At 65.2% G+C, this 25,302-nt stretch carries 26 protein-coding genes; 20 read left to right on the forward strand and 6 right to left on the reverse strand.

Features of this window, described 5'->3' with window-relative positions:
• Positions 1-125: 125 nt before the first annotated feature.
• Positions 126-476, forward strand: a complete 351-nt coding sequence (locus ACSC1P_RS14780) for a hypothetical protein (RefSeq protein WP_435360962.1) — start codon at positions 126-128, stop codon at positions 474-476.
• 58 nt (positions 477-534) lie between these two features.
• On the opposite strand, the gene ACSC1P_RS14785 is transcribed toward ACSC1P_RS14780, so the two are convergent.
• Together ACSC1P_RS14785 and ACSC1P_RS14790 are read right to left on the reverse strand one after the other, a co-directional pair.
• Positions 535-1,257: a hypothetical protein gene (locus ACSC1P_RS14785; RefSeq protein ID WP_435360963.1), complete on the reverse strand. Its 723-nt coding sequence runs from the start codon at positions 1,255-1,257 to the stop codon at positions 535-537.
• Between the two features lie 331 nt (positions 1,258-1,588).
• A complete protein-coding gene (locus tag ACSC1P_RS14790) occupies positions 1,589-2,845 on the reverse strand; it encodes an HAD hydrolase family protein (protein WP_435360964.1) in 1,257 nt (418 codons plus the stop codon).
• 191 nt (positions 2,846-3,036) lie between these two features.
• Between ACSC1P_RS14790 and ACSC1P_RS14795 the strand changes: the two genes are divergently transcribed.
• From ACSC1P_RS14795 to ACSC1P_RS14830, 8 genes are all read left to right on the forward strand, one after another.
• Positions 3,037-4,104 (forward strand): glucose 1-dehydrogenase, encoded by a 1,068-nt coding sequence (locus tag ACSC1P_RS14795; protein ID WP_435360965.1) that lies wholly within the window; start codon positions 3,037-3,039, stop codon positions 4,102-4,104.
• Entirely contained in the window at positions 4,101-4,745 is a 645-nt protein-coding gene (gfcR, locus tag ACSC1P_RS14800) for a transcriptional regulator GfcR (RefSeq protein WP_435360966.1), read from the forward strand. Before ACSC1P_RS14795 ends, gfcR begins: the two co-directional genes overlap by 4 nt.
• A gap of 127 nt (positions 4,746-4,872) precedes the next feature.
• On the forward strand, positions 4,873-5,049 hold the full coding sequence (locus ACSC1P_RS14805; protein ID WP_435360967.1) for a hypothetical protein: 177 nt from the start codon (positions 4,873-4,875) through the stop codon (positions 5,047-5,049).
• Between the two features lie 40 nt (positions 5,050-5,089).
• Entirely contained in the window at positions 5,090-5,431 is a 342-nt protein-coding gene (locus ACSC1P_RS14810) for a glutaredoxin family protein (RefSeq protein WP_435360968.1), read from the forward strand.
• Between the two features lie 141 nt (positions 5,432-5,572).
• Complete coding sequence (locus ACSC1P_RS14815) at positions 5,573-6,151, forward strand: DUF7110 family protein (RefSeq protein ID WP_435360969.1); 579 nt, start codon at positions 5,573-5,575, stop codon at positions 6,149-6,151.
• A 280-nt stretch (positions 6,152-6,431) separates the two neighbouring features.
• Entirely contained in the window at positions 6,432-7,265 is an 834-nt protein-coding gene (locus ACSC1P_RS14820; protein ID WP_435360970.1) for an aldo/keto reductase, read from the forward strand.
• Positions 7,266-7,306: 41 nt separating this feature from the next.
• Positions 7,307-8,221 carry a dihydrodipicolinate synthase family protein gene (locus ACSC1P_RS14825; protein ID WP_435360971.1) on the forward strand — a complete coding sequence of 305 codons (915 nt, stop codon included), beginning with the start codon at positions 7,307-7,309 and terminating at the stop codon, positions 8,219-8,221.
• Between the two features lie 54 nt (positions 8,222-8,275).
• Positions 8,276-8,830 carry a metal-dependent hydrolase gene (locus ACSC1P_RS14830; protein WP_435360972.1) on the forward strand — a complete coding sequence of 185 codons (555 nt, stop codon included), beginning with the start codon at positions 8,276-8,278 and terminating at the stop codon, positions 8,828-8,830.
• Positions 8,831-8,859: 29 nt separating this feature from the next.
• On the opposite strand, the gene ACSC1P_RS14835 is transcribed toward ACSC1P_RS14830, so the two are convergent.
• Together ACSC1P_RS14835 and ACSC1P_RS14840 are read right to left on the reverse strand one after the other, a co-directional pair.
• A complete protein-coding gene (locus ACSC1P_RS14835) occupies positions 8,860-10,548 on the reverse strand; it encodes a hypothetical protein (RefSeq protein ID WP_435360973.1) in 1,689 nt (562 codons plus the stop codon).
• A 60-nt stretch (positions 10,549-10,608) separates the two neighbouring features.
• On the reverse strand, positions 10,609-11,793 hold the full coding sequence (locus tag ACSC1P_RS14840; RefSeq protein ID WP_435360974.1) for a hypothetical protein: 1,185 nt from the start codon (positions 11,791-11,793) through the stop codon (positions 10,609-10,611).
• A 199-nt stretch (positions 11,794-11,992) separates the two neighbouring features.
• Here ACSC1P_RS14840 and ACSC1P_RS14845 point away from each other — a divergent pair, with 199 nt between their 5' ends.
• The 9 genes from ACSC1P_RS14845 to ACSC1P_RS14885 all read left to right on the forward strand — a co-directional run bounded on the left by ACSC1P_RS14845 (position 11,993) and on the right by ACSC1P_RS14885 (position 22,433).
• On the forward strand, positions 11,993-12,925 hold the full coding sequence (locus ACSC1P_RS14845) for a hypothetical protein (RefSeq protein ID WP_435360975.1): 933 nt from the start codon (positions 11,993-11,995) through the stop codon (positions 12,923-12,925).
• A gap of 47 nt (positions 12,926-12,972) precedes the next feature.
• Positions 12,973-13,449: a transporter gene (locus ACSC1P_RS14850; RefSeq protein WP_435361512.1), complete on the forward strand. Its 477-nt coding sequence runs from the start codon at positions 12,973-12,975 to the stop codon at positions 13,447-13,449.
• A 54-nt stretch (positions 13,450-13,503) separates the two neighbouring features.
• Positions 13,504-15,390 carry an acetate--CoA ligase gene (locus ACSC1P_RS14855; protein ID WP_435360976.1) on the forward strand — a complete coding sequence of 629 codons (1,887 nt, stop codon included), beginning with the start codon at positions 13,504-13,506 and terminating at the stop codon, positions 15,388-15,390.
• A gap of 139 nt (positions 15,391-15,529) precedes the next feature.
• On the forward strand, positions 15,530-17,359 hold the full coding sequence (locus ACSC1P_RS14860) for a bacterio-opsin activator domain-containing protein (protein WP_435360977.1): 1,830 nt from the start codon (positions 15,530-15,532) through the stop codon (positions 17,357-17,359).
• Between the two features lie 202 nt (positions 17,360-17,561).
• Entirely contained in the window at positions 17,562-19,556 is a 1,995-nt protein-coding gene (acs, locus tag ACSC1P_RS14865; protein WP_435360978.1) for an acetate--CoA ligase, read from the forward strand.
• 67 nt (positions 19,557-19,623) lie between these two features.
• Positions 19,624-20,061, forward strand: coding sequence for a DUF4212 domain-containing protein (locus ACSC1P_RS14870; RefSeq protein WP_435360979.1), 438 nt, complete (start codon positions 19,624-19,626; stop codon positions 20,059-20,061).
• Positions 20,061-21,728 (forward strand): sodium:solute symporter family transporter, encoded by a 1,668-nt coding sequence (locus ACSC1P_RS14875; protein ID WP_435360980.1) that lies wholly within the window; start codon positions 20,061-20,063, stop codon positions 21,726-21,728. Before ACSC1P_RS14870 ends, ACSC1P_RS14875 begins: the two co-directional genes overlap by 1 nt.
• A 2-nt stretch (positions 21,729-21,730) precedes the next feature.
• On the forward strand, positions 21,731-22,201 hold the full coding sequence (locus ACSC1P_RS14880; protein ID WP_435360981.1) for a universal stress protein: 471 nt from the start codon (positions 21,731-21,733) through the stop codon (positions 22,199-22,201).
• Positions 22,194-22,433, forward strand: coding sequence for a DUF8119 family protein (locus tag ACSC1P_RS14885; protein WP_435360982.1), 240 nt, complete (start codon positions 22,194-22,196; stop codon positions 22,431-22,433). The genes ACSC1P_RS14880 and ACSC1P_RS14885 overlap by 8 nt, the downstream gene beginning before the upstream one ends.
• A gap of 60 nt (positions 22,434-22,493) precedes the next feature.
• Here ACSC1P_RS14885 and ACSC1P_RS14890 read toward each other — a convergent pair whose 3' ends face one another.
• The gene (locus ACSC1P_RS14890; protein WP_435360983.1) at positions 22,494-23,702 is read right to left on the reverse strand and encodes a cation:proton antiporter; all 1,209 of its coding nucleotides are present in this window, start codon (positions 23,700-23,702) and stop codon (positions 22,494-22,496) included.
• 31 nt (positions 23,703-23,733) lie between these two features.
• Positions 23,734-24,210, reverse strand: a complete 477-nt coding sequence (locus ACSC1P_RS14895; RefSeq protein WP_435360984.1) for a cation:proton antiporter regulatory subunit — start codon at positions 24,208-24,210, stop codon at positions 23,734-23,736.
• A gap of 41 nt (positions 24,211-24,251) precedes the next feature.
• Between ACSC1P_RS14895 and ACSC1P_RS14900 the strand changes: the two genes are divergently transcribed.
• A complete protein-coding gene (locus ACSC1P_RS14900; RefSeq protein WP_435360985.1) occupies positions 24,252-24,446 on the forward strand; it encodes a DUF8119 family protein in 195 nt (64 codons plus the stop codon).
• 199 nt (positions 24,447-24,645) lie between these two features.
• Entirely contained in the window at positions 24,646-25,236 is a 591-nt protein-coding gene (locus ACSC1P_RS14905; RefSeq protein ID WP_435360986.1) for an AsnC family transcriptional regulator, read from the forward strand.
• Positions 25,237-25,302 lie beyond the last annotated feature (66 nt).

Raw genomic sequence — 25,302 nt, forward strand, 5'->3', positions numbered from 1 at the left:
AATAACAGCCACGGAATCGGCAGTACGGTCGAAACGTGCCGCTCACACTGGTCGGGACGTACCTATCTCGTCGCTTTTTGGTCACGATGCATACACTTAGGACACCACGACGAGAACGCGCGAGTATGACGCAACTCCTCCGCTATGCACTTGCGGTCGTCGTCGGAGTCGTCGCGACTGGTCTCGCCGCTTTGGACTCACAGTCCGCGGTTCTCCTCACTGGCGTGTTCGTTATCTTCACTATGACGGCGGCGATTCTCTGGGAGTACCCTGAACTCGTGTGGGGTGACGGCCTCGACGAGAGCCACCCATCTGGCGTCCTCGCCGGCGGCACGACGTTCGGCACGCTCATGCTCGCACAAGGCCTCGGTGTCGAGTTCCACTACGCAGCGGGAGTGTTCGGGTTCGGGTTGGTCGCCTTCGGCGCAGCCTGCGGCGTCTGGCTCTCCGACGAAAGCACGGCGGCTCCGGCCTGAAAAATCGGCTGTTTCTCGACCTGCCCACGACCTGTTCTCGACCCTGTTCCGACAGTTCTCAGTTCGACGGCCGAACGATCTCGGCGAGCGTCACTAGCACGCCGAGCAGCCAGCCGAGCGGAATCGACACCGCGAGCCACATCCCGATGTAGGCCACGCCGGTCAGGTCGTACTGCGTCCGCAGGTACTCGTTGATGCCGCCGACAGCCACGACGTTGTCGAGGAACCACGCGGCGATGGACTCGCTCTCGGTGAACACCACCTCACCGAGCGTCGGCGAGTAGAACGCCGCGACGACCGGCGGGAGGAAGACGGCCGTCATCGCCAGCGGGTAGGCGACGACGATGGACGTGATTCGGCCGCCGACACGGGAGAACACCACCGCGAGGGCGGCCGACAGCGTGGCGACGGTCGCCGCCGCCGCGACCGCGATGAATCCTTCTGTGGAGAACTGGAACCGGGCGAGTGCGGAGAGTGCGCCCCACAGCACGGCCACGAGCAGGACTGAACCGATGAGCCCCAGATACTCGGAGAAGTCGTCGACGTTGTACACGCCCCAGCGCGCGACGACGCCGAACAGGGCGAAGGGATACGCCAGCGCGACCAACAGCGCGCCCAGTGCGCCCCAGCCCCGGTACGCGACCGTTTCGCCAGTGGTCGACGGTTTCCACTTCCCGAGGACCGAACTTCCCGACGTTCGCTGGCGGGGAAAGACCAGTTCCATCCACGTCTCGTGCAGTCGAATCAGGTCGACCCGTATCTCGTCGACGACGCCTGCCATTGCGTCGAAACAGTGCGCGACGGCGATTTATGTCTTCGCCCTTCGTTCGCTATCGGTATCATTACTGTTTGTTCTCGGTTTCGAGAATTCCGGTTCTGTAATCATCGGATGGCGGGATTGGTGCTATTCGTTAGGACTCTTGCTTGCCGAACAGTCCACGACTGCCGATGGAACATGACCGCAGCCACACCCTCCCCATCCGATTCCTCACTCGGCTCACTCCGCTCGCCTCGCTCGTCATCCCTCGCGCGTTTTTGATTCGCGGTCTTCGACACGCGAATCCGCGCGCGCCAGACCGGTTGTGAAAATCTCGTCGCCGGGCAAAAATCGCTTAGTCGCCGTTCCAGCGCAGGTTCGCCAGTCGGTTCAGGGCGTAGACGGTCCGGAGCATCTCGGCGGATTTCCCGCGGTCGAAGACGAGTTCGTCGGTCGATAGCACGTGGTCGAGCACGTCGCTGGAGGAGTGTTCCGGGGCTGCACCGATGCCGGAGCCGTTCTCTGCGACCCACTTCATGACGCGCAGGTCGGACTTCGAGTCGCCCATCACGAGGGCGAACGGGTCCTCCACGTCGAGCACGTCGAAGGCGGCCTCGACGCCAGCGACCTTGTCGAGTTCGAGGCTGGTCACTTCGGCGGCGTCGGCCTCGTAGTAGGCCACGTCGATGCGCTCGAACATCTCGATGACCGCGTCGGGAATCTCGTCGAGTTTCACGTCGGGGAAGCCGCCGTCCTGTTCGAGGACGCTCCGAATCTCGGGGTCGGCGTTCGCGTAGAACTTGCGCGACCACTGGACTGCGTCGGTGGCGTCTTCGTCGGTGGCGCGCGCGACCGATTCGCCGACGAGGTCTAACTGGTAGATGAGGCCCTCGTCGATGACGTTCCGAGCGCGTTTGCTCCCGGTCTCGAAGTTCGGCTTCAGGGTGACATTGAATTCGTTCCCCTGCAAGTGACAGCCGTGGCGGATGGACTCGGGCGCGTCGGTGAGCACGCGGGCGCGCACGTCGGTGAACACGTCGCGGACGCTCTCGTCTAAGTCTTCGTAGAGGAGTTGCTTCGTCTCCGCGCCGTGGCCCGGCGTGAACACGCCGTTGCCCGCCTCGTAGACGATGCTCAGGTCGCCCGAGTGGACGACTTCGCTGCCGAGGCCCTGAATCATGAACCCCTTCACGTTCTCCAGCGTCTGGCCCGTGCAGATGACGATGGGGACGCCGTCCTCGTAGAACTCGGTGAGGAGGTGCAGCGTCTCGCGTGGAATCTCGTTGTCGGTGTTGCCCGCGGAGCGAAGCGTCTCGTCGACGTCCAGCACGAACACGTTCACAGCTGCGCCGTACTTCGAGAAGAGGTCGAGTGCGGTGAAGGCCTGGTCGCGCGTCGCCCGCGCCGCGACTTCGGCGAACGTCTCGCCCGCGGCGAACGCCTCGCGGACCTCGCTCTTTCGACTCTCCAGTTCGTCGCTCGCGGTCTGCCAGTGTTCCAGTGCGACGCGCGAGTCGACGGGCGGGAACACGTCGACGAACTCCTGATAGTCGCGTAAGGTCGCCGTGTCGAAATCGTCGTACAGCCGGTAGAGGAGGTCGTATCGTTCCATGTTGTGTGACACCTACTCGTGCCGTGGGTAAAACGGTGGATGATGGCACGCAACGTTGCGACACTCGTGGACCGCATACACATGGGACTGTGACCGAGGACTGGTAGCAATCCACGAGTCACCCACCGCATACTGATTGTTTACTCGTGATAGAATAAATCTTTTTGTCGGTGGGGTGCGTTGCCATAGGTATGAACGCAGTCGTCGTCCGCGAGGGAGAGACAAAACCGACGGTCATCGAGAAACCCCGGCCCGAACCGGGCGAGGGTGAGGTCCTCGTCCGGACGCTCCGGGTCGGTATCGACGGGACCGACCACGAAGTCATCAACGGCGGCCACGGCCGATTCCCGGACGGGTCCAACCACCTCGTCCTGGGGCACGAAGCCGTCGGCGTCGTCGAGGACCCGAACGGGACGCGGTTCGAGGAGGGTGACGTAGTCGTGCCGACCGTCCGTCGTCCGCCGAACGGCACCAACGACTACTTCGAGCGCGGCGAGGCGGACATGGCCCCCGACGGGGAGTACGTCGAGCGTGGCATCGTCGGCGCGCACGGATTCATGAGCGAGTACTTCACCAGTCCCGAGGAGAGTCTCGTGGACCTTCCGCGCGAGCGTGCGCAACTCGGCTTCCTCGTCGAACCCATCAGCATCTCCGAGAAGGCGTTCGAACACGCGTTCGCCGCGCGTTCGGCGTTCGAGTGGGACCCCGAGTCCGCGCTCGTCCTCGGCAACGGGAGCCTCGGCCTGCTCACCCTCGCCATGCTCGAAGCCAGCGACCGCTTCGAGCGCACCTACTGTCTCGGCCGGCGGAGCCGCCCCGACCCGACCATCGACCTCATCGAAGAACTGGGTGGCACCTACATCGACTCGCGCGAGACACCCGTCTCCGCGATTCCCGGCGAGTACGAATCGATGGACTTCGTCTACGAGGCGACCGGCTACGCGAAACACGCCTTCGACACCGTCGAAGCGCTCGCACCAAACGGCGTCGGCGCGCTCCTCGGCGTCCCCGGCGACTGGGAGTTCGAAGTCGACGGCGGCCGCATCCACCGCGAACTCGTGCTGCACAACAAGGCGCTCGTCGGCAGCGTGAACTCCAACGTCCGGCACTTCCAGGCGGCCGTGGACCGCCTCGAAGCCCTCCCCGAGTGGTTCTACGACGACCTCGTGACCGGAATCTACGGGCTGGACGACCTCGACGCGGCCTTTGCGGACGACGATAGCACTATAAAAACGGCCGTCGAATTCAGCCGCATATGAAGAACGTTGACGATCTCATCGAGAGTGCAGCCGAGTTAGCCGAGCGCGGTCTCTCCAAGGGAGAAATCGCCGACGAACTCAACGTCTCCCGTGAGACTGCTTCCTGGCTCGTCGAACGGTCCGGTGCCGCCCCCGGTGACGCCGACCCCGCAGCCGAAGTCCCCGAAGGCGGCCATCAGGACATCCACGTCGACTGGTCTGCCATCGGGCGCGACAGTTTCCGTCTCGAAGCCGTCACCTCGGCGATGGCCGACCTCCTGAACAAGGAAGGCGAAGACGTCGACCTGACCGTCGGCATCGAGAAAGCCGGTGCGCCCATCGCGACCCACATCGCGCGCGAACTCGACACCGACCTCGCCTCGTACGCGCCGCGCAAGCACCAGTGGGAAGAGGGGGACCTCGACGACCTCGGTGGCTCGTTCTCGCGCAACTTCGCGCAGATTCGCGACCGCGACTGCTACGTCGTCGACGACACCATCACGAGCGGGACGACGATGACCGAGACCATCGAAGCCATCCGCGAACAGGGCGGCAACCCGGTCGCAGCCTGCGTCCTCGTGGACAAGCAGGGCCTCGACGAGGTCGCCGACATCCCCGTCTACTCGCTCCTGCAGGTCATCACAGTCGGTAGCGACGAGTAAGCGCGCGCGAGACGGCGACGACTTTTCGGAATTTCCGTGGCGACTGTTTCTGCCCGATCACTCTGGCGCGCGCTTCCGAGCGTGGCCGAGCGAGAGCGAGGCCCGCGATGGAGATATCGCGCGAGGGATGAGCGGAACGAACGAAGTGAGTGACGCGAATCGGATGGGGAGGTTGTGGCTGTGGGAGGGAGAGGACGCGGTGTGGTCATGTACCGTCGTGATTCGTGAACTGCTTCTCGAACGCTCCATCAGCGACGCCGACAGGACTACTGGCACCGACAAATTCGGCCTCAACCGAGAATAGCGACGTAATGCCTTTCAGCGACGGTTCCCTACCTCGCCCTATGACGTTCGACCCGAACCAGAGCCTCCCGCAGGAAGAAGTCGACGAACTCGTGAAAGACACCATCGAGAACAACGAAGTCGTCCTGTTCATGAAGGGCACCGAGATGATGCCCCAGTGTGGCTACTCCGACCGCGCACTCGGCCTCATCCGGACACACCGCGAGGAGTACGAGACCGTCGACGTGCTCCAGTCGCTGGAGGAGTTCCGCGCCGCACTCAAGGAGTACAGTGGCTGGGAGACGATTCCCCAGACCTACGTCGACGGTGAGTTCGTCGGCGGGAGTGACGTGCTCGCAGAACTCGACGAACGTGGCGAGCTAGGAGAGACCTTGCAAGGATAACCCACACCTTGAATAGCTAGGACCACCTAGTCGTTTTTCAACTTTCCCAGTGAAATAAACAGCAGGTCATTTAAACTCTACGCCCCTATTGTTGGGTAAGCGGCTGGCGACACGACTGCGCCGTGACACCCCCCTTCACACATGTCAGCAGAAAAATCCGGCCACGTCTACCGGTTGCACTCGACACTTGAACTACCCCTCGAAACAGTTCGAGAGTACCTGGACGACGACCCAGAACTTCCCGACGGCATCACCGCCGTCGACGTAACTCGACGGAACAACACCTTGATTTTGAAGGCCGTTGCGGCCAACAACAACGTGAGCAAGTACACCCCGACCGCACAGCTGAAGGCCAGCGTGACGGAGAACCGGGTGTACGAAGAGGAACCCGACGACCGTCGGGGTCCGCGCTGGGGCGAGGAAGAAGAGGAAGAGATTCCCTCGGAACTCGTCGAATTCGCGGCCTTCAAAGGTGACCGCGAGACGGTCCTGCAGAACTCGTTGCTCCAGTACGAGATGTTCCAGGTACTCTGTAACATCGCGCGCCAGGCGGAGAAAGGCACGCTCACTGCCATCACCGCCAAGGACGGCGACCTCGACGCGACGCGCATCGTCGACGGCGAGGACCGGCCCGCGACCATCGAAGTCGTCGAGGGGCGACAGGAGAGCAAGGCCGCCAGTAACGGTGTGAACTGGCGAGACAACAAATTCATCAGCTGAGACGATACGCGGCGGGAGCGACCCACACAGACTGACACACGGGGCGTACGCTGCGGTCGCGCGCCTGGTGGAAGTCGGTGGCGGTGGTGGATTTCGAATACGGACCCGGCTATCAGTCCGCCGTACTGTTCTGCGCGTTCTTGGTAGTAGCGTCGTCGAGTACAGCGGCGCGTGAGGACTGTGCTCCGTCCATCAACACTCGTTCACGGAACCGGTCAGCTGTACACAGTCTACCGCTTTCCCAACCCACTTTTCTGGGCCAGCCTTGCACCCAAACACGATGACTGACCAGCAACAGCGCAGTGTCGAGAGCGCCCCGCTCGCAGACGACATGCCGATGCTCGGCCTCGGGACGTGGCAGAACACGGACGAAGCGCAGTGTGCCGACAGTGTAGCCACAGCCCTCGAAATGGGCTATCGTCACATCGACACGGCGCAGGCGTACGGGAACGAGGAGTCGGTCGGCGACGGCATCGCGAAAGCCGACGTGGACCGCGATGACGTCTTTCTCGCGACGAAGGTCTGGATCGACAACCTCGAACACGACGACGTGCTGGAGACGACGGAAGAGAGTCTGGACAAACTCGGCGTGGACTACGTCGACTTACTGTACGTCCACTGGCCGTCGCGAACCTACGACGCCGAGGAGACACTGGCCGCGTTCGACCAGCTGTACGACGAGGAGAAGATTCGCCACGTCGGCGTCTCGAACTTCGAGCCGGAGCATCTCGACGAAGCGCGCGAGACACTCGATGCGCCCGTGTTCGCCAATCAGGTCGAGTGTCACCCGCTGCTCCCGCAGGACGAACTCCGCGAGTACGCCGAGGCGAACGACGTGAACCTCGTCGCCTACTCACCCCTGGCCCGCGGCGAGGTGTTCGACGTTCCGGAGATTCAGGACGTTGCAGAGAAACACGACGCGTCGGAAGCGCAGGTCAGCCTCGCGTGGCTCCGCGAGAAGGGCGTCACCGCCATCCCGAAAGCGACCGGTGAGGCCCACATCCGCGACAACTGGGAGTCGCTCGCGGTCTCGCTCGACGACGAAGACGTGGCGAAAATCGATACCATCGACCGTAAAGAGCGCGTCGTCGACCCTGACTTCGCCCCGTGGTGAGCCAGGACAAGAATTAACTCGAATCCGCGTAAGTAACACGTATGAGCAACAACGCACCCCAGTCTGGCACCGACGACCCGCTCGACGTCCACGGTGTCGTACCGCCGACGGTAACCGCGTTCAACGAGGACGAGTCGGTCGACTACGAGCAGACAGCGGCCCACGCCCGGTACGTGGTCGACCGCGGCGCGCACGGCGTCTTCCCGCTCGGGACGAACGGTGAGTTCCCACTGCTGGACGGCCACGAACGAGACGACATCGTCGAAGCGGTCGTCGACGAGGTCGGCGGCGAGGTGCCCGTCATCGCGGGCGTCGGTTCGCCGAGTACGAAACGGACCGTCGACCGCGCCGAAGCGGCCGAGCGCGCGGGTGCTGACGGCCTCGTCGTCGTCACACCGTACTACTTCCCGGTCGACCACGAGGCCGCACTCCGGCACTACCGCCGCGTCTGTAACGCGGTCGACCTGCCGGTGTACGTCTACCACATCCCGTCGAAGACGGGTAACAGCCTGTCGCTCGACACCGTAGACGACCTCGCCGAGATTCCGAACCTCGCCGGTATCAAGGACTCCAGCAAGGACGTGCCGTGGCTCGGACAGGCCATCGACGCCCACCCCGAACTCACGTTCATGGCTGGCTCGGACTCGCTGCTGTTCCCCGGGCTGGAAGTCGGCTGTGCGGGTCTCGTCTCGGCCGTCGCGAACGTCTTCCCCGAACTCGTCGTCGACCTGTTCGAAGCCTACGACGCGGGCGACGAAGCCCGTGCTCGGGAACTCCAGAGCGAGGTGTACGACGTGCGCGACGCGCTCAAGCGCGGCCCGTACATGGCTGGCGTGAAGACCGCGCTCTCGCTGCGCGGGTTCGAGGCTGGACCGCTCCGTGACCCGCTCCGGAAGATGGACGAGTCGGACCGCGACGCCCTCGAAGCGGACCTCAGCGAACTGGACCTGCTCTGACCAAAAAGCTGCCGGGGACAGGGTTTTGCCTCGGTGAAACGTACGCTTTTGCAAATGATGGCGACCACCCACGCGTTCGTGGGACTCCTTCTGGCCGTCGCGGTGAACGCGGTCGCGCCCGAGTTCGGCATCGTCGCGGCGTTCGCGGGGCTGGCGGGCGGGACCTTCCCCGACTTCGACCTCGCGGCGGTCCACCGTAAGACGTTGCACTTCCCGGTCTGGTACTCGGTAGCGACGGTTCCGGCCACGATTGCGGCGGTCCTCTGGCCGTCAGCGGCGACGGTCGGTCTCGCCGTGTTCCTCGCTGCGGCCGCGATACACTCAGCGAGCGACGTGCTCGGCGGTGGCCTCGAACTCCGGCCGTGGGAGGCGACCTCGCCGCACGGTGTGTACGTCCACCCGTGGAAGCGGTGGGTCGCTCCGCGGCGATACATCCGGTACGACGGCGCGCCAGAGGACTTCGTCGTCGGGGCACTCCTCGCGGTGCCCGGCCTGCTGGTGTTCGACGGCTGGGTGCAGCGACTCGTCCTCGCGGGACTGGCCGTCTCGCTGTTCTACACGGCGATTCGAAAACGGTTACCAGAACTGACGCCGGAGCAGTTCCGCTGAGAAGGAAGCGCGCCGGCGGGCCGGAGCGCTCAGGTGAGGGTGTAGTTCTCGAACGTCCGTACGGCGTAGACGTACGACGCGACCGGTGACGCGAGTCCCAGCGCGAGGACGGCGATGCCGATGGGGCGGAACGTCGACGCTGCGACCGACAGTTCCCACGGCGTGAAGAAGGTGACGCCCAGGGAGACGACGAGCGCCGCCAGTTCACGGATGGCGGGTTCGAAGGTCAACGCTGCCGCCGCACCGACGGCCGCGAGTGCGAGCGAGAACACGAGCATCGCGCTCTTGCTGGGGACGACCGCTTTTCTGTTGCCGGCGACTTTCACGCTCCCGAAGCGGGGGAACGCGATGCCGAAACCGGCAGCCAGTAGCGGCCCGAAGATACTGCCGAGGACGCCCACGGCGAGCGCGGCGGCGGCCATCGGCGGGTCGTCGACGAGCGGACTGATAGCCGTCGAGACGCCGACGAGGACGACCGCGATTGGCACGCCGACGATGGCCCCGGCGAGGACGTGGCCGGTGATGAACTGTCGGCCGGTCATCGGTGAGGTGAGCATCGAGGGCAGCGCCGGGCCGTCGTCGCCGAGCGGGTTGAGCGTGAACGCCATCGCCGTGCCCCACGCGACGTAGGCCGCGAGCAGGAACGGGACGTGTGCCGGCACGTCGCCGGTCTGGATGATTTCCTGCAACGGCGCGATGAACGCGAACAGGGGGTAGAGCAGGTAGAGGAGTTTGATGGGGGCACGACGGGTGCGAATCCACGCGATGCGGACGACTTCCCGGGTCGGCCGGTCGAGCGGGCGAAGGAGGCGAGTCGCGAGGCTCCCGTCGCGGTCGGACTCGTACCGTGGCCCAGTGTCCTCGTCGTCGTCGCGCGCTGGGTCTGAGAACCAGTTGTTGTCGGCGACGCGGACCGACGCGACGTGGACGAGCGGAACGACAACGAGCGTCGTTGCGACGGCCGCACCGATACGGGCGACCGACACCGAGACGTTCGGCGCGCCGAGTAAGAGCAGGTCGGCGTACCACGACAGCGGCGAGGACTGCATCGGTTCGAACAGCGCCCCTGTCAGGTCGTTGAACGCACCCGTGAAGATGAGGCCGAAGTACGCGACGCCAGCGAGTGCGATCAGTGCCGTTCGATGTCTGGCCAGCGGTGGGTAGCGCGTGATGAGGTAGTGGACCAGCAAGCCGACGAAGAACCCGAGGTAGACGGCGGGGAGGGCCACACCGAGGAAGACAACCGGCGTGACGAGCGCGACGAGCGGTGCCTGCGCGCCGTAGGCGAAACCGACGACGACGGCCGTGATGGGGACCACGAGCCAGATGACGAAGCCGGCGACTTCGGCGAGGACGAACGCGGGGACGATGTCCCGGACACGACTCGCGAGCAACAGCGAGGCCGGTTCGTCGACGGTCGCCCGTTTGGCGACGGTTCGGACGACGCTCATGACGAAGATACCGACGAACGCGAGGCCGATGACACCACGAGCGGCCCCGACGACACCGCCACCGATGGGGATGTCGGTCAACCCACCGGCGAGGAGTTCCTCCCCGAGCAACGAGAAGCCGTAGCCTGCGGCGAGCGATAGCCCCCCGAACATGAGCGCGACGAGACCCATGGACGCGAGTTGTATCCGGTTGCCGACGATGACCCTGACCGCGCGGCGGAGTTCCGTCGTCGCGATGCGGCGAACGTGATTGCCGTTGGGTGTCACGAAGCCACCCCTGTAGGGAGACCCTTCATGCGTCCTTCCTCTCACCCCGTACACAAAAAGTCAGACCACGTGCGCCGAGACGACGAACACCGCCCAGAGCGCCACACCGACGAGCAGTCGTGCGTCGAAGTCGAACTCGTCGAGGCGGGTCGCACCGGCCGCGACGAGGCCGATGGCGACGACACAGCCCACGCGGTGGAGGACGAGTTCGATGGGCAACACCGAGATGCCGATGAGTCCGTAGTCGACGACGATGCCCGTCCCGAGGCCGAGGCTGGCGAAGAGGAACCCGTCGACCGGGTCGAGTCTGCTCCCGACGTAGTAGGCGACGCCTGGCACGCCGAAGACGAGTATCGGATAGCAGACGGCGACGATGGCGTCCGGCGGCACCGACAGCAGGTTCTCCAGCGTGATGCCGGCGAATCGAACGCCGAGGAGGACTGCTGGGACGCCGAGGAACAGCGCGATTCGGTGTCGAGTACGCCGCGTCCAGAGTCGGTCGAACGCCTGCCGGGCGTTCGCTCGTGCGGTGACCGCGCCGACCGCCGGGAGGAGCAAGAGGTAGACGACCGTCGACCAGCCGTCGTGGTCGTAGCGGTCGCCGTTGCCGTAGAACACCCGCCGGACGCGTTCGCTCCGGTTCTCGGTCATGTAGTCGGCTTCGATATCGCCACGGGCTTCTTCGAGGCTGTCGACGGTGTGCGTGAGCGTGAACCAGTCCCAGTGTTCGGCGTGCGCCTGCATCACGGTCCAGTTCGCGTCTTCACCCTCGATGCCGTACACGCGGACGTGGTACTGTCCGCCGAAGTAGTCGCCCCGCTGCAACTGATACGACTGTGCAGCCCACTGGCCGCCGCTGGCGTTTCGGTAGTAGAGGTAGCGCTTCGCGCCGAGCGCGTCCGACCACGTGACGTTCGTCTGGTTGGCCAACACGCGGTCGCTCTCTTCGTCCTCGGTGAACGCTGCGTTCGTCGTGTTCCACGGGTCCTCGCCGGACTGGAGTTGCTCGCGAACCCGATCGGCGTCGCCCTGTACCACGACGTTGACCGAACTCGCCCGCCGTTGGAATGTCTGTGCCGGACTGACGTAGGGCCAGACGGCTGTCTCGCTCTCGCCGAGCGGGACGAGTTGCTCGCCGGGCGGGTCGGCGACCGGCGTCGTGACCGTCGGTGAGACGAGGGTCGTCCCCACGAGGAGGATACCCAGTGCGAGGGCGAACAGTTTGAGTCGATTTCTGCTCCACATAGGCAGTGATTGCGCCGAGTCCGGCCGTTCTTCACACCGCGTCGGTATAACGGTATTCCCCACACAGCCCGGGCACCCCGTCGCGGCGGCGCGATTCTCCCGCTATCACGGCCGACGTATCTTGGACGCTCAACGGTAAGCACCGATGTTTACCAGAACTTTTCAGTGAAATTTATACGGGTGGCTGTCCAGCAATGTGATGATGGATGGTCACGACGACGAGAATCCTACCGAACAGGTCGAACTGACGGTCCCGGACACGGTGGCCGCAGAGATCGACCGTCTGTTCGTCGAGTGTCGTGGCTACGAGCCGACCTCCGCACAGGAGAGTCTGACCCTGCTCTGTGACCTCGCAGCCGACCGACTGGAGCCACCACGAAACCCGGGGGCGGCGGACTCGGTCCGGTCGACATCGACCGACACAGGGAGAGTCAGCGACGCGGCGGCCATCGGTGACCCGGTGTCGGTCAGTCGGGCCAGTCCGGTCGACGGGTCGACCGCGAGTGGCGGAGACGACGGTGTCGGCGAGTGGACCGCCGCGCCGGAAGACGATCGCGACCGCCGCATCGACGACGCCTTCCCGACACGCTGGGGGGCCGACCCCGTCGTTCGCCGTCGTCTCCGTGCAGTCGTCGACAGATACGTTCGTGACCCCACCACGTTCCGTGGCCGGGACGACCGGGAAGCCGACGCGCTCGCCGCGGTCGCCCGCCACGAAGGACTCTCACCGGACGAACTGCACGACGACCTCGTCACGACACTGTACGGGAACGCCGGACTCCCCGACGATTTCGCGGCCGAATTCTTCACTGACGCCCTCTCTCGCGTCCTCGACAGTGAACTCGAAACCGATTTCGACACCGACACCGGCTTCGACGCTGCCACCGACGCCGAGCAGGCGGCGAGGGCAGAGTCGGAAACGCCCGCCCAGTCGGACACAGCAGCTGAGTCCCAGAGCCGACAGGCGGACGACTTCGACGTGGACTCCTTACTCGGTGACGTGTCCCAGCCGATGGCCGACTGCGAGGGCTGTGGCGAGACCCGGCCGGTCAACGACTTAGAGACGGTCATCGGGTCGAAGACGGCGACTATCGAGTTGCTCTGTCGTGACTGCACCGCCGACGCGGAATAGGTACGTTTACTCCGGTCCCGTCACACCGGCCGCGTATGGCAACTGCGATGCAGATACTCGACCTCGTGATGCGGACCGCTCACAGCGTCTTCGCGTCGTTCTGGGCGGGGAGTGTGCTGTTTCTCACCCTCGCGGTGCTTCCGACCGCACTCGACGGGACCGTCAACGCCGACCCGATGCAGACGGTCGTCGGCAAGTTCCGGTGGGTGACGCGCGCTTCGGCGCTCGTCATGTTCGTGACCGGTGGCCACCTCGCCGGGACGTTGTACACCGTCGGCGGCGGTGACGGAATCTCACTGTTCGGGAGTCCGCGCGGCCACCTCGTCCTGACGATGCTCGGACTGTGGCTCGTCCTCACCGGTCTGTGTGAGGTCGCCGCGAGCAAACTCGCCGACGGCTTCGACCAGCGGAAAGTTCGGACGCCCGCGAGAGAGGCGAAACCCTTCCTCTACGGTGCGAGCATCGTGGCAGTGGCGCTGCTGGTCGTCGCAGTCCTCATCGTCCGCGGCGGAGTCCTCTGGTAAGGACCACTGGAGAGCCGAACGATTATTGCGCGGACCTCCCTAAGTCCGAGACGAATGGCGGACGGGAGTGAGTCCCAACGGAGTGCAGCACGGTCCCCGACGACGACGTTCGTCGAACAGGCGAACGTCGTCGACTCGGGTATCGACCGCGCGTTCGAGCGCGAGTGGCCCGAGTGCTGGCAGCGGGCAGCAGACCTGCTGACCTGGGAACGACCGTGCGATACCGTCTTCGACGCGAGAGACGGCGCTCGCTGGTTCCCCGGTGGGCGACTCAACGCGTCGGTGAACTGTCTCGATAGACACGTCGCCGCCGGTCGGGCTGACGACGAGGCCCTCGTTTGGGAGGGGAAACTCGGCGAGACGCGGACGTACACGTTCGCCGACCTCCACCACGACGTGAACGCCTTCGCCGCCGCCCTGCGCGACCTGGGCGTCGAAGAAGACGACGTTGTCACGCTGTACATGCCGGTCGTCCCGGAACTGGTCGTGGCGATGCTGGCGTGTGCCCGCATCGGCGCACCGCACTCGGTCGTCTTCGCCGGTTTCTCCGCCGACGCACTGGCGACCCGCATGGCAGACACCGACTCCGAACTGCTCGTCACCTGCGACGGCTACTACCGCGGCGGGGACGCCGTCGACCTCCAGAGCACCGCCGACAACGCGCGGCTCTCGGTTCCACAATCGGTCGAACAGATCGTCCTCGAACGACTCGGTTCGGGGACGACGGGCGACCATCGAACCTTCGCCGACTGTCTCAAGGAGTTCGAGGGGTGCACGGTCGAGCCAGTCCCGCGCGAGGCGGACGACCTGCTGTTCTACATCTACACGTCCGGGACGACCGGCGAGCCGACGCCGGTTCGACACACGACTGGCGGCTACCTCTCGCACGTCGCGTGGACCAGCCACGCCGTCCTCGACCTCGAAGCGGGCGACACCCACTGGTGTACGGCCGACGTGGGCTGGATTACCGGTCACTCCTACGTCGTGTACGGACCACTCGCGCTCGGCGCGACGACGGTCCTCTACGAAGGGACGCCAGACCCGCCGGAGAAGGACCGCTACTGGGAAGTCATCGAAGACCACGCAGTCGACGTGTTCTACACCGCACCCACGTCGATTCGGGCGTTCATGAAGTGGGGCGGCGAGTTCCCCGACAGACACGACCTCTCCAGCCTGCGCCTGCTCGGCACCGTCGGCGAGAGCATCGACGCCACCGCGTGGGAGTGGTATCACGAACACGTCGGCGGCGGCGAGTGCCCCATCGTCGACACGTGGTGGCAGACCGAGACCGGCGGGATGATGATTTCGACACTCCCGGCCGTCGACGAGATGCGCCCGGGAACCGTCGGCAAGCCCCTGCCCGGTATCGAGGTCGCGGTCGTCGACGAGTTTGGTGACCCAGTCCCCGACGGCGAGTCCGGCCAACTGGTCGTCACGCAGCCGTGGCCCGGCCAGCCAGTCTCGCTTCCGACGGGGGCAGACTGGCAGTACCGGACCGGTGACGGGGCCGTGGTGAGCGCCGACGGCTACGTGACGGTTCTCGGCCGACTCGACGACGTGGTCAACGTGGGCGAGCGCCGACTGGGAACGTCGGAGATAGAGTCGGCCATCGTCGCCGTCGAGGGCGTCGCCGAAGCCGCCGTCGTCGGCGGCGTGGACGAGCGCGAGAGCAACACGGTCCATGCCTACGTCAGCCCGGCGGCGAACGTCGCCGGCACCGACGAGTTACGCGAACGAATTCGGGCGGCTATCGAGGCCGACATCGGCTCGGTCGCGACGCCCGACGAGATAACCTTCACTGCCGCGCTCCCGAAGACCCGGTCGGGCAAGATTCTCCGTCGCTACCTCGAAGCGATCGCCAACGGCGAACAGCCGGGCGATACGAGTTCGCTCCGCAATCCGGAGGTCGTCGGCGAACTGGAGTCACTCGTCGAAGAGTAAGTCGTCGCGGTTTCGGGCTTCGTCGTGTGTCCGAAATGCGAGACAGCGGAATCACCGCCACTGCCGACGTTTTTACGCGAGTCCTTGCGAACTACTGCCGAATATTTATTCGTCTTCTCCGAGAAACGCGAAACACGCGATGGGTGACGAACTGACCACGGCCGAGTTCTACGCACTCCGCCACGCGGCGACGACGTACCGCGAAGACCTCGTCGTCTCGCTGGCCGGACTGGTCGGCCTTCGCCCGGCCGAGATGGCGCGACTCCGGCCGGGTGACCTCGAACGACGTGCCCGGCAGGGTGAGACGCACTATCTGCTCACGGTCAGAGAAGGTGAGGGTCCGAAGCCCCCGACTCGGCTGGCCTACGTCCCCAGCGAGGTCGCACACGATTTGCAGAAGTTCACCAACGCGGAGGGGCGCACTCCCGACGAAGAACTGTTCGCCGTCGGTGCGCGACGACTCCAGATGCTCGTCTCGACGGTCGCCAGCCGGACCGAGTCGACACGGCTGCAGTCGGTGTCCTCACGCGATTTACGGCGACATTTCGCGCATCGACTACTCAACGAAGCCCGCGTCGACCCGACCGTCGTCCGGTCCGTCGGTGGCTGGAAGAGCCTCGAAAGTCTCGACCCGTTCCTGTCGAATCCGACGGTTACAGACATCTTCGACGCGTTCGGAAGCGAGACGCCGGTTCGGACGGACACTCGACAGCCGACTCACAGCCAACCAGTACCCGTTCAGGGCCGGGGACACGCGACTGCTGCCGCCGACGCCAGCGACTCCACCGCGCCAACCGCGCCCACGACTGCCACCGCCGACACGCCCAGTCGTCGGTTCGAAGCCCTCGTCGACTGTGTCGAATCTGTAAGCGAGGCCCTCGCCACCGTCTCGACGCAGGCAGAAGTAGAGCAAGCCGCCTGTGACGCGCTCACCGACTGCTTTACCGCGGTGTGGGTCTGCGACGAGAGCGGCCAACCGCGAGCGCAGGCGGGAACGACGACACGCTCGTCGGCGTCGATTGCTGCCGCCATCGCCGAGACCGACGCGCTGTCTGCCCTGTCTGCGGGAACGACCGACGCCGTGGTCCATCGAGGGGCAGCGACCGACACAGGTGCAACGACGGAGCCTCTGTGCGTGGTCGCGCTCCGTGCAGGCGAGACGGTCCACGGCTTGCTCTGTGTTGCGACCAGCACGGTCGACGACCTCACCCGACGCCTGCTCACGGACGTGGGGCGACGAATCGGACGCACGCTCACGGCCGTCGAGCGAAAGCGATTGCTGCTCGCGGACACCGGCGTCGAACTCACGTTCCGCTGCCCGGACCGAGCGTCGTTCCTCGTCGACTGTGCGACCGCACTCGACAGCCGAATCGAGGTCGACGGCGTTGTCCCCGTCGAAGCAGGCTCGTTGCTCCACTTCGTCTCGGTCGAGGGCGCGAGTGCCGAGGACGTACTGGCACAAGCTGACGCCGCCGACGCCGTCCAGGCCGCCAGACTCGTCCGGGACTACGGCGACCGGTCGCTGTTCGAGTTCGTCGTCGGCGACGGTGCGCTGGGGCCGACACTGGTCGAGTGCGGTGGAGCCGTCCGGTCGCTCGTGGTCGACGGTGGTGCCGCACGCGTCGAGAGTGTCTTCTCCGCCGGGACAGACGTGCGCGCCATCGTCGAGACGGTGACCGAGACGTTCCCGGACGCGGAACTGCTGTCGAAGCGAGAGGTCGAAGAGCCGGTGGACACGTCGGCGCGAGTCCAGCGAGTCGTTCACGACGACCTGACAGAGAAGCAACGGTCGGTGTTGCGGGCGGCGTTCCTCGCGGGCTACTTCGAGTGGCCGCGGGGCAGTACCGCCGAAGACCTCGCCGGGTCGATGGGCATCTCGTCGCCGACGCTCCACAACCACCTGCGGAAGGCCCAGCAGAAGGTCCTGACTGCCGTGTTCGACGACACCGAGCGGCCGGTCGACCAATAAGGAGGGACTAGCACACCTTGTACACGATAGAAGACACTAATTGTCTAGCGTCGCTGACGAACGACGGCAGTGGGGTCGACTGCGTCCGTCGTCGGAGAGTCGGTGAATCGGCACAGAGAACGATTCTATCACCATTTTTCTGATTAGTAGGATAATTAGCTGGCGTACTTATACGGAGCCCTGCACCTTGTGAACTCGAACCATGTCAGAGGACAGTCCGGACGTCGAACTGGAAGCACGACTCGCAGAACAGGAGCGGTTCGAACCACCGGCGGAATTCGTCGAGCAGGCGAACGTCTCGGACGACGGCATCTACGACGAGTTCGAGGAGAACTGGCCGGAGTGCTGGGAGGGGGCAGCCGACCTGCTCGACTGGGACGACGAGTACGACACCGTCTTAGACGACTCGAACCCGCCCTTTTTCGAGTGGTTCACTGGCGGCTCGCTCAACGCCTCCGCGAACTGCCTCGACCGACACCTCGCCGAGCGCGGCGACGAGACCGCCATCGAGTGGGTCGGTGAACCGGTCGACGAGGCCGACCGGAGCTACACCTACGAGGAACTCCACCGTGAGGTGAACGAATTCGCGGCGGCACTCCGCGACCTCGGGGTCGAAGAGGACGACGTCGTGACGATGTACATGCCGATGGTACCCGAGCTGCCCATCGCCATGCTCGCGTGTGCCCGCATCGGCGCGCCCCACTCGGTCGTCTTCGCCGGGTTCTCCGCCGACGCGCTCGCGACACGGATGAACGCGGCCGACTCCGAGTACCTCGTCACCTGTGACGGGTACTACCGCCGCGGCGACTACCTCGACCACAAGGAGAAGGTCGACGACGGCCTCGCGGGCGTCGAACACGACGTTTCCGACGTAGTCGTCGTCGACCGTCTCGGCGACGTGTACGACCATCCGATGGCCGACAACCATCACGACTACGGCGACCTCGTGGCCGACCACGCGGGCGCGGAAGTTGACCCGGTCGAACGCGACGCCGAGGACATGCTGTTCCTGATGTACACCTCGGGGACGACCGGCCAGCCGAAGGGCGTCAAGCACACCACGGGGGGCTACCTCTCGTGGGCGGCGTGGACCTCACAGTCCGTGCTGGACATCCGGCCCGAAGACACGTACTTCTGCTCGGCAGACATCGGCTGGATCACCGGCCACAGCTACATCGTCTACGGCCCGCTCGCGCTCGGGACGACGACGATGATGTACGAGGGGACGCCAGATTACCCCGAACAGGACCGGCTCTGGGAGATAATCGAGGAGTACGAAGCCACCCAGCTCTACACCGCCCCGACCGCGATTCGCGCGTTCATGAAGTGGGGTTCGCAGTACCCCGAGAAGCACGACCTCTCCAGCCTGCGTCTGCTCGGCACCGTCGGCGAACCCATCAACCCGCGGGCGTGGAAGTGGTACTACAAGCACATCGGGCGCGAGGAGTGCCCGGTCGTCGACACCTGGTGGCAAACCGAGACAGGCGGTATGATGGTCACCACGCTCCCCGGCGTCGGCGACATGAAGCCCGGTTCGGCTGGCCCGCCGCTCCCGGGCGTAGACGTACGAATCGTCGACGGTGCCGGTGACGAGGTCGAACCCGGACGGGCAGGCTACCTGACGGTCCAGAAGCCGTGGCCCGGCATGCTCCGGACGCTCTACCAGAACGACGAGCGATTCATCGACGAGTACTGGCGCGAATACTCGGACGTAGACAGCGACGACCCGGACGACTGGGTGTACTTCCCCGAAGACGGTGCAAAGATAGACGACGACGGCTACATCACGGTACTGGGCCGCGTCGACGACGTCATCAATGTCTCCGGTCACCGCCTCGGTACGATGGAAATCGAATCGGCAATCGTTGGCGTCTCCGGCGTCGCAGAAGCCGCCGTCGTCGGCGGGAAGCACGACGTGAAGGGAGAGGCGGTCTACGCCTACGTCATCACCGAAGACGGCTACGAGGGCGACGACGACCTCCGCCAGCAGATTATCCAGGGCGTCGAAGACGCAATCGGGCCAATCGCTCGGCCCGAAGCCGTCGTCTTCACGCCCGAACTGCCGAAGACGCGCTCTGGCAAGATTATGCGCCGCCTGCTCGAAGACGTGGCGAACGGCGACGAGTTGGGGAACACCTCGACGCTTCGGAACCCGGACATCGTCGAGGAGATCGCCGCGAAGGTCCGCGACGACTGAGCACCGCCAGCCAACCGATTTTTCAGACGACAGCGACGCGACCGAGTCGACACACTCGACACGAACCATGACAGATAACGACACGCACGACACCACCGACACGGCCGACGACAGTTCGCTCCGCACCGACGGCGGTGCGGCGGCGCGCGAACGCAACACCGACTATCTGGACGAGAAGATACACATCCTCAAGCCGGCGACTCCGTTCATGCGCGACCACCTGAAGGTGGTCTGGGGGACGTTCATCGCGTGGGTGCTGTTCGTCTTCGGCCCGGTGACCGCGACCGCCATCGCACCGGGCTTCATGACCGAGACGACCGTCATCGGCTTCCAGTTGCACTTCTTCCTGACCGCCATCGGCGCGCCGGCGGGAGCACTACTCCTCTCGGTCGTCTACGCGAGACAGCGCGACGCACTCGACGACAAGTACGGTATCGAGCATCAGGACGAGGTCGAAGAGCAGACCGAACAGGCCGTCGCAGCCGATGGGGGTGAAGAACTGTGATGGAGGACGTGTTCCTCCAGATGGGCGAGACCGGCCTCGACGCCGGGTTCAAGACCGTTCCCGCGCTCATCACCGCCGGGATGTTGCTCCTGTTCCTGAGCATCGGCTACGTGTTCCGCGTGGCCGACACCGACGGCCTCTGGGTCGCCGGACGTTCCATCGGGAACTTGGAGAACGGGATGGCCATCGGCGCGAACTGGATGTCCGCTGCCTCGTACCTCGGGGTGGCTGGCCTCATCGGTCTGAGCGGGTACTACGGCCTGGCCTACCTCGTCGGCTGGACGGCCGGGTTCTTCATCCTGCTCATCTTCATGGCCGCACAGTTCCGCCGCTTCGGGAAGTACACGGCACCTGACTTCGTCGGTGACCGGTTCTACTCCGACGGCGCGCGCGCCATCGCCGCGTTCACGACCATCCTCATCGGCTTCGTCTACGCAGTCGGACAAGGCCGCGGGATGGGCCTGATGTCCATCTACCTGTTCGGGACGAGTTACACGAACGGCGTCATCCTCTTGATGGGCATCACCATCGTCTACGTCGCACTCTCCGGGATGCTCGGTGCGACGAAGAACATGGCCGTCCAGTACGTCATCCTCATCGCCGCGTTCCTCGTCGGCCTGTACGCCGTCGGCTGGGCGCAGGGCTACTCGACCGTCCTGCCCTACATCGAGTTCGGGAACGAAGCGACCTACGTCGCGAACCAGCTCTCGGCCGAGTTCTCCGCACCGTTCGCCAACGCTTCGTACTTCGTGTGGGTGGCGACCGCGTTCACCCTCATCGTCGGGACCTGTGGCCTCCCGCACGTCCTCGTCCGGTTCTACACCGTCGAGAACGAACGAACCGCCCGCTGGTCCTGCGTCTGGGGGCTGTTCTTCATCTGTCTCCTGTACTGGGGCACCGCCGCCTACGCGGCCTTCGGTGGCATCCTCGCCCAGGAGTCCGGTGTCAGTCCGAGTGACGCGCTGTTCACCGGGACCCAGTCCGACGTGCTGGTCGTCCTGACGGCCCAACTCGCGGAACTGCCGCAGTGGCTCGTCGGCCTCGTCGCTGCAGGTGCGGTCGCCGCCGCGCTGGCGACGACGGCCGGACTGTTCATCGCCGCGTCGTCCGCCGCCGCGCACGACATCTACACGAACATCATCAACGAGGACGCGACCCAGCGCCAGCAGCTCCTCGTCGGCCGTGCGACCATCGTCACCCTCGGTGTGCTCGTGACCGCCGTCGCACTCAATCCGCCGGCACTCATCGGTGAACTCGTCAGTATGGCGTTCGCCATCGCCGGCTCCGTGCTGTTCCCGGTGTTCTTCCTCGGTCTCTGGTGGGAGAACACCAACCGGAAGGGGGCCATCGCCGGGATGCTCACCGGCCTCGGCTTCTCGCTGTTCGGCATCATCAACGAAGTCCTGCCGAAGTACGTGGGCTTCATCGACGGCGAGACGCTCTCGCCGGCGCTCGCGAACATCATCCCCGCGACCTCGTCGGCTCTCGTCGCGGTCCCCATCGTCTTCCTCGTCATCGTCGGCGTCTCGCTGGCGACCGACGACCCGCCGGAGGACATCAAGATGCTGGTCCGCCAGTGTCACAGCCCCGAACCAATGCAGCGCATGGAGTCCGCAGAACAGGTAGTCAACAGCAACTCGGGCGGTAACAGCCCCGCAGACGACTAACCATGACCGAACGAATCCTCATCCCCACGGACGGTAGCGAGACGGCGAATGCCGCCGTCGAGAAGGCGCTCGAACTGGCCGAACTCTACGACGCGGAAGTCCACGTCCTCTTCGTCGTAGACACCACCTCGATGGGTATCACGCTCGGCCCGGAACAGGTCGAGCGCGTCCAGAACGGCAAGTTCGGCGAGATGGAAGACTTGGAAGACAAGGCGCGGACGGCCACCGGCAGGGTCGCCGAGCAGGCCCGCGAGCTCGGCCTCGTCGCGGAAGAACACTTCCGCGCCGGGCGGCCCGCGACGGTCATCTCACACGCCGCAGACGACCTCGACGTGGGGATGGTCGTGATGGGCAGTCACGGTCGCTCCGGCGTCACCCGGGCGATACTCGGCAGCGTCACCGAACACGTCCTGCGCGAGACCGACCGGCCCGTCCTCGTCGTGGACCAGCGACGGGAGGCCGACGATGAGTAGCGACGCGACCACCGCGAGCAGTCTGGCCGACCGAGTCCGTGCGCACGTCGGCGAGAACCGCAACGGTATGGCCGTCGACCTCGCGTTCGCGCTCGCGTGGGTGACGCTCGTGTCACTTCTGTTCGAAGTCCTCCAAGGGCCGTCGTGGGCGTACCAGCTCTGTCTGGCCGCCGGTGTCGTGGCCTACTACGGCTTTTTCACCTCGCTGGCGGTGGCGAAGTCGCGGCAGTAGTTCCCCTGTTCTTCCGTTTTCGCCATCGAACGAACCGCGCTGCTCGACGTACTGGCCGGGCTAGCTGTCGCTCCTGCCGGTGAACACGGGCACCAACCTGTCGACCAGTTCGCTGTGGCGCATGAGAACCGTCCCGAGGATACTCGTCACGAGGACGTAGCCGACGGTGAACGCCGGAATCGTCTCGGTGAGGACGACTGTCGTCCCCGCGGTCGCGAGGAACGCGGCGATGACCAGCGAGAACTCACCACGGGGTGTCAGGGCACAGCCGACCCTGACAGAGCGGGACCGGTCCAGGCCGTAGGCACGCCCGGCGAGGTAGCCACTGACGAGTTGCCCGAGGACCGTGATGACGACGGCGATGGCGACGAACCCACCCGTCTCGAACAACGCGGCCGGGTTCGTCTGGAGCCCGATGACGAAGAAGAACATTGCGGCGAAGAGGTCCCGGATGGGCGCGACGAGTCGTTCCACGCGCTCGACGTGCGGGGTCCGGCCGAAGGCCGTCCCGACGACGAAGGCTGCGACGGCCTCGCTGACCCCGACCATCAGGGCCGCACCCGCGACGACGGCGCCGAGCCCAAGGACTCCCAAGAGGAACACCTCCGTCGACTTCGTCCCGAAGGCGCGTTCCAGCAGGGTCGCTCCCACGTAGGCCGCCACGAGCAAGAGGACGAGGAACGCGACAGACCGGGAGACGGAGAGCGCGATGGCCCCGACATCCGCCCCGCCGAGGAGGAACACGGACAGGACGGCGAATCCGAGCGCCGTGAGAACGTCCTCGATGACGATGACGCCGAGTATGGCCTGGCTCTCCGGGTCGACCACCCACCCGAGGTCGATGAGCGACTTCGCGATGACGACCGTCGAGGAGTTGAACACGACGAGGGCCAGAAAGCCGGTCTCCAGTAGCGAGAACCCGAACGCGAGCCCGAGGAGGACACCGAGTGGAAGGCTGATACCGACGTCGACGGCCCCGGCACGCAGGAACTGTAGTCGGTTCGAGGTGAGCTGGTCGAGGCTCAACTCCAGCCCGACGAAGAACAGGAGCAAGACCACGCCCAGTTCCGCGAGCAGTCGAACGAGGGACGGCCCGTCGAGCAGCGTCAGCGAGACGCCGCCGATTCTGGGCGCGGACGGTCCGATGAGTATCCCGAGCAGGATGTACGCGGGGATTACGGACTGGCGGAGCCGTAGTGCGGCCGCCGCTCCGACGGCGAGGAGACAGAAGACGAGGCCGGCAGTGAAGAGGAGGTTCGGCTCGACCACGGTACCATATCGGTCTCTTTGACAGATGAACCTAGCTCCCGGCGAGCAGACGGGCGAACTCGTCGTGAGACTCGTCCGACCCGACGGTGACGAGTACGTCCCCGGCCCGGATGTCGGTGTCCGAGGCCGGGTTCGAGAGAGTGGCTTCGCCGCGCTGGATGGCGATGATAGACACCCCTGTCAGGCTCCGAACCCCGGTGTCTCGAATCGTCTGCCCCGCGACCGGTGAATCCTCGCCCACGCTCACCCAGCGGATCCGCGCGTTCTCCAGTGCCTCTTCGAGGTGGTCGTCCCCGTCGAAGTACGTTCCGTCGAATATCTCGGCGAGCTTGCGTGCCTGTGACTCGGTTGTCTCGAACAGTTCTTGGCTGTCGGCTGCGTCCTCCTCTCGCCAGAAGGTCTGTCTGCGCCCGTCGGTGTGCAACACGACGATGAACTCGCCGCCGGTCGGGAACGAGATGGTGTAGCGTTTGCCAACGCCCGGCAGGTGCGTCTCGAATACCTTCATGGAACCAGTACGCACGTGACGGATATCGCAGTTCCGCAGCCATGTCGACCGGTTGTGTGTTCCCCTCGTCGGTGTCCCGTCTCCGACCACGAGCGGGCCGGCCGCGCTGCCGCGATTCGGAACCACACCCCCACACCCGCGAACACGACGCGGGGATGGCCGTCGACCTCGCGTTCGCGCTCGCGTGGGAGACGCTCGTGTCGCTCTTGTTCGAAGTCTTGCAAGGGCCCTCGTAGGCGTACCAGTCTGTCTGGCCGCCGATTTCGTGGCCTACTACGGCTTTTTCACCTCTCTCGCGGTGGCGAAGTCGCGGCAGTAGGCCCTCGGCACTGGCCCGTCTCTCCGGGGTCGGTCACGACACCACAGGCAACCCAGCTTTCGGTTCCAAACTACGAAGCCAACGAGACTTTTGGTCTTCGGGGTCGAGACCCACCTATGCGCGACCTCGACGAGACTGATATGGAGATTCTCCGATTACTGACCGAGGACGGCCGTCGCTCGTTCGCCGCCATCGGCGACGAAGTCGGCCTCTCCGGCCCGGCCGTCTCCGACCGGGTGAAACGTCTGCAGGAAGTCGGCGTCGTCCGCGGGTTTACGGTCGACGTAGACCGCTCACAACTCCGCGAAGGGACGCCGGTGCTGTGCGAACTCGCACTCGAACCGGGAACCGCCGACGCGGTGCGGAACGACTTGCGGGAAGCCGACGCGGTCGAACACGTCTTCACGAGCGCCGAGGGCGACGTGACGTTTCACGCCCGGGTGCCCGACCGGGCGGTGGACCGCTGGCTGGTGTCCGTGACCGACACGACGCTCGTTCGTGACCTCGACGTGACGCTGCTCTCCGACGTGTCGTGGTCGCCCAGCCTCGGCGGCACCGAGTTCGCCCTCGACTGTGCCGAGTGTGGAAACACGGTGACGAGCGAGGGCGTCTCGGCCCGCGTCGGCGACGACGTGTACAACTTCTGCTGTTCGTCCTGCGAGTCACGCTTTCGCGACCGGTACGACCGACTGGAAGCCGGAACCTGAGTCGAGCGCGAATCACGAATACTGCTTTCGGTTCCAAAATTCAGCCCGCGTCTGTCCCCATATTTC

Origin of the sequence: Haloarchaeobius caseinilyticus (assembly GCF_051207395.1) — an archaeon.
Lineage (GTDB): Archaea > Halobacteriota > Halobacteria > Halobacteriales > Natrialbaceae > Haloarchaeobius.

Bases quoted from the DNA above. Each gene is read 5' to 3' on its own strand.
- ACSC1P_RS14780 (WP_435360962.1), top strand. From the start codon at position 126: ATGACGCAACTCCTCCGCTATGCACTTGCGGTCGTCGTCGGAGTCGTC.
- ACSC1P_RS14825 (WP_435360971.1), top strand. From the start codon at position 7,307: ATGAGCAACAACGCACCCCAGTCTGGCACCGACGACCCGCTCGACGTC.
- ACSC1P_RS14850 (WP_435361512.1), top strand. From the start codon at position 12,973: ATGCAGATACTCGACCTCGTGATGCGGACCGCTCACAGCGTCTTCGCG.
- ACSC1P_RS14860 (WP_435360977.1), top strand. From the start codon at position 15,530: ATGGGTGACGAACTGACCACGGCCGAGTTCTACGCACTCCGCCACGCG.
- gfcR (WP_435360966.1), top strand. From the start codon at position 4,101: ATGAAGAACGTTGACGATCTCATCGAGAGTGCAGCCGAGTTAGCCGAG.
- ACSC1P_RS14785 (WP_435360963.1), bottom strand. From the start codon at position 1,257: ATGGCAGGCGTCGTCGACGAGATACGGGTCGACCTGATTCGACTGCAC.
- ACSC1P_RS14875 (WP_435360980.1), top strand. From the start codon at position 20,061: ATGGAGGACGTGTTCCTCCAGATGGGCGAGACCGGCCTCGACGCCGGG.
- ACSC1P_RS14885 (WP_435360982.1), top strand. From the start codon at position 22,194: ATGAGTAGCGACGCGACCACCGCGAGCAGTCTGGCCGACCGAGTCCGT.
- ACSC1P_RS14820 (WP_435360970.1), top strand. From the start codon at position 6,432: ATGACTGACCAGCAACAGCGCAGTGTCGAGAGCGCCCCGCTCGCAGAC.
- ACSC1P_RS14815 (WP_435360969.1), top strand. From the start codon at position 5,573: ATGTCAGCAGAAAAATCCGGCCACGTCTACCGGTTGCACTCGACACTT.
- ACSC1P_RS14845 (WP_435360975.1), top strand. From the start codon at position 11,993: ATGATGGATGGTCACGACGACGAGAATCCTACCGAACAGGTCGAACTG.
- ACSC1P_RS14795 (WP_435360965.1), top strand. From the start codon at position 3,037: ATGAACGCAGTCGTCGTCCGCGAGGGAGAGACAAAACCGACGGTCATC.
- ACSC1P_RS14895 (WP_435360984.1), bottom strand. From the start codon at position 24,210: ATGAAGGTATTCGAGACGCACCTGCCGGGCGTTGGCAAACGCTACACC.
- ACSC1P_RS14900 (WP_435360985.1), top strand. From the start codon at position 24,252: ATGTCGACCGGTTGTGTGTTCCCCTCGTCGGTGTCCCGTCTCCGACCA.
- ACSC1P_RS14790 (WP_435360964.1), bottom strand. From the start codon at position 2,845: ATGGAACGATACGACCTCCTCTACCGGCTGTACGACGATTTCGACACG.
- ACSC1P_RS14840 (WP_435360974.1), bottom strand. From the start codon at position 11,793: ATGTGGAGCAGAAATCGACTCAAACTGTTCGCCCTCGCACTGGGTATC.
- ACSC1P_RS14880 (WP_435360981.1), top strand. From the start codon at position 21,731: ATGACCGAACGAATCCTCATCCCCACGGACGGTAGCGAGACGGCGAAT.
- ACSC1P_RS14905 (WP_435360986.1), top strand. From the start codon at position 24,646: ATGCGCGACCTCGACGAGACTGATATGGAGATTCTCCGATTACTGACC.
- ACSC1P_RS14805 (WP_435360967.1), top strand. From the start codon at position 4,873: ATGAGCGGAACGAACGAAGTGAGTGACGCGAATCGGATGGGGAGGTTG.
- ACSC1P_RS14810 (WP_435360968.1), top strand. From the start codon at position 5,090: ATGACGTTCGACCCGAACCAGAGCCTCCCGCAGGAAGAAGTCGACGAA.
- ACSC1P_RS14870 (WP_435360979.1), top strand. From the start codon at position 19,624: ATGACAGATAACGACACGCACGACACCACCGACACGGCCGACGACAGT.
- ACSC1P_RS14855 (WP_435360976.1), top strand. From the start codon at position 13,504: ATGGCGGACGGGAGTGAGTCCCAACGGAGTGCAGCACGGTCCCCGACG.
- acs (WP_435360978.1), top strand. From the start codon at position 17,562: ATGTCAGAGGACAGTCCGGACGTCGAACTGGAAGCACGACTCGCAGAA.
- ACSC1P_RS14830 (WP_435360972.1), top strand. From the start codon at position 8,276: ATGATGGCGACCACCCACGCGTTCGTGGGACTCCTTCTGGCCGTCGCG.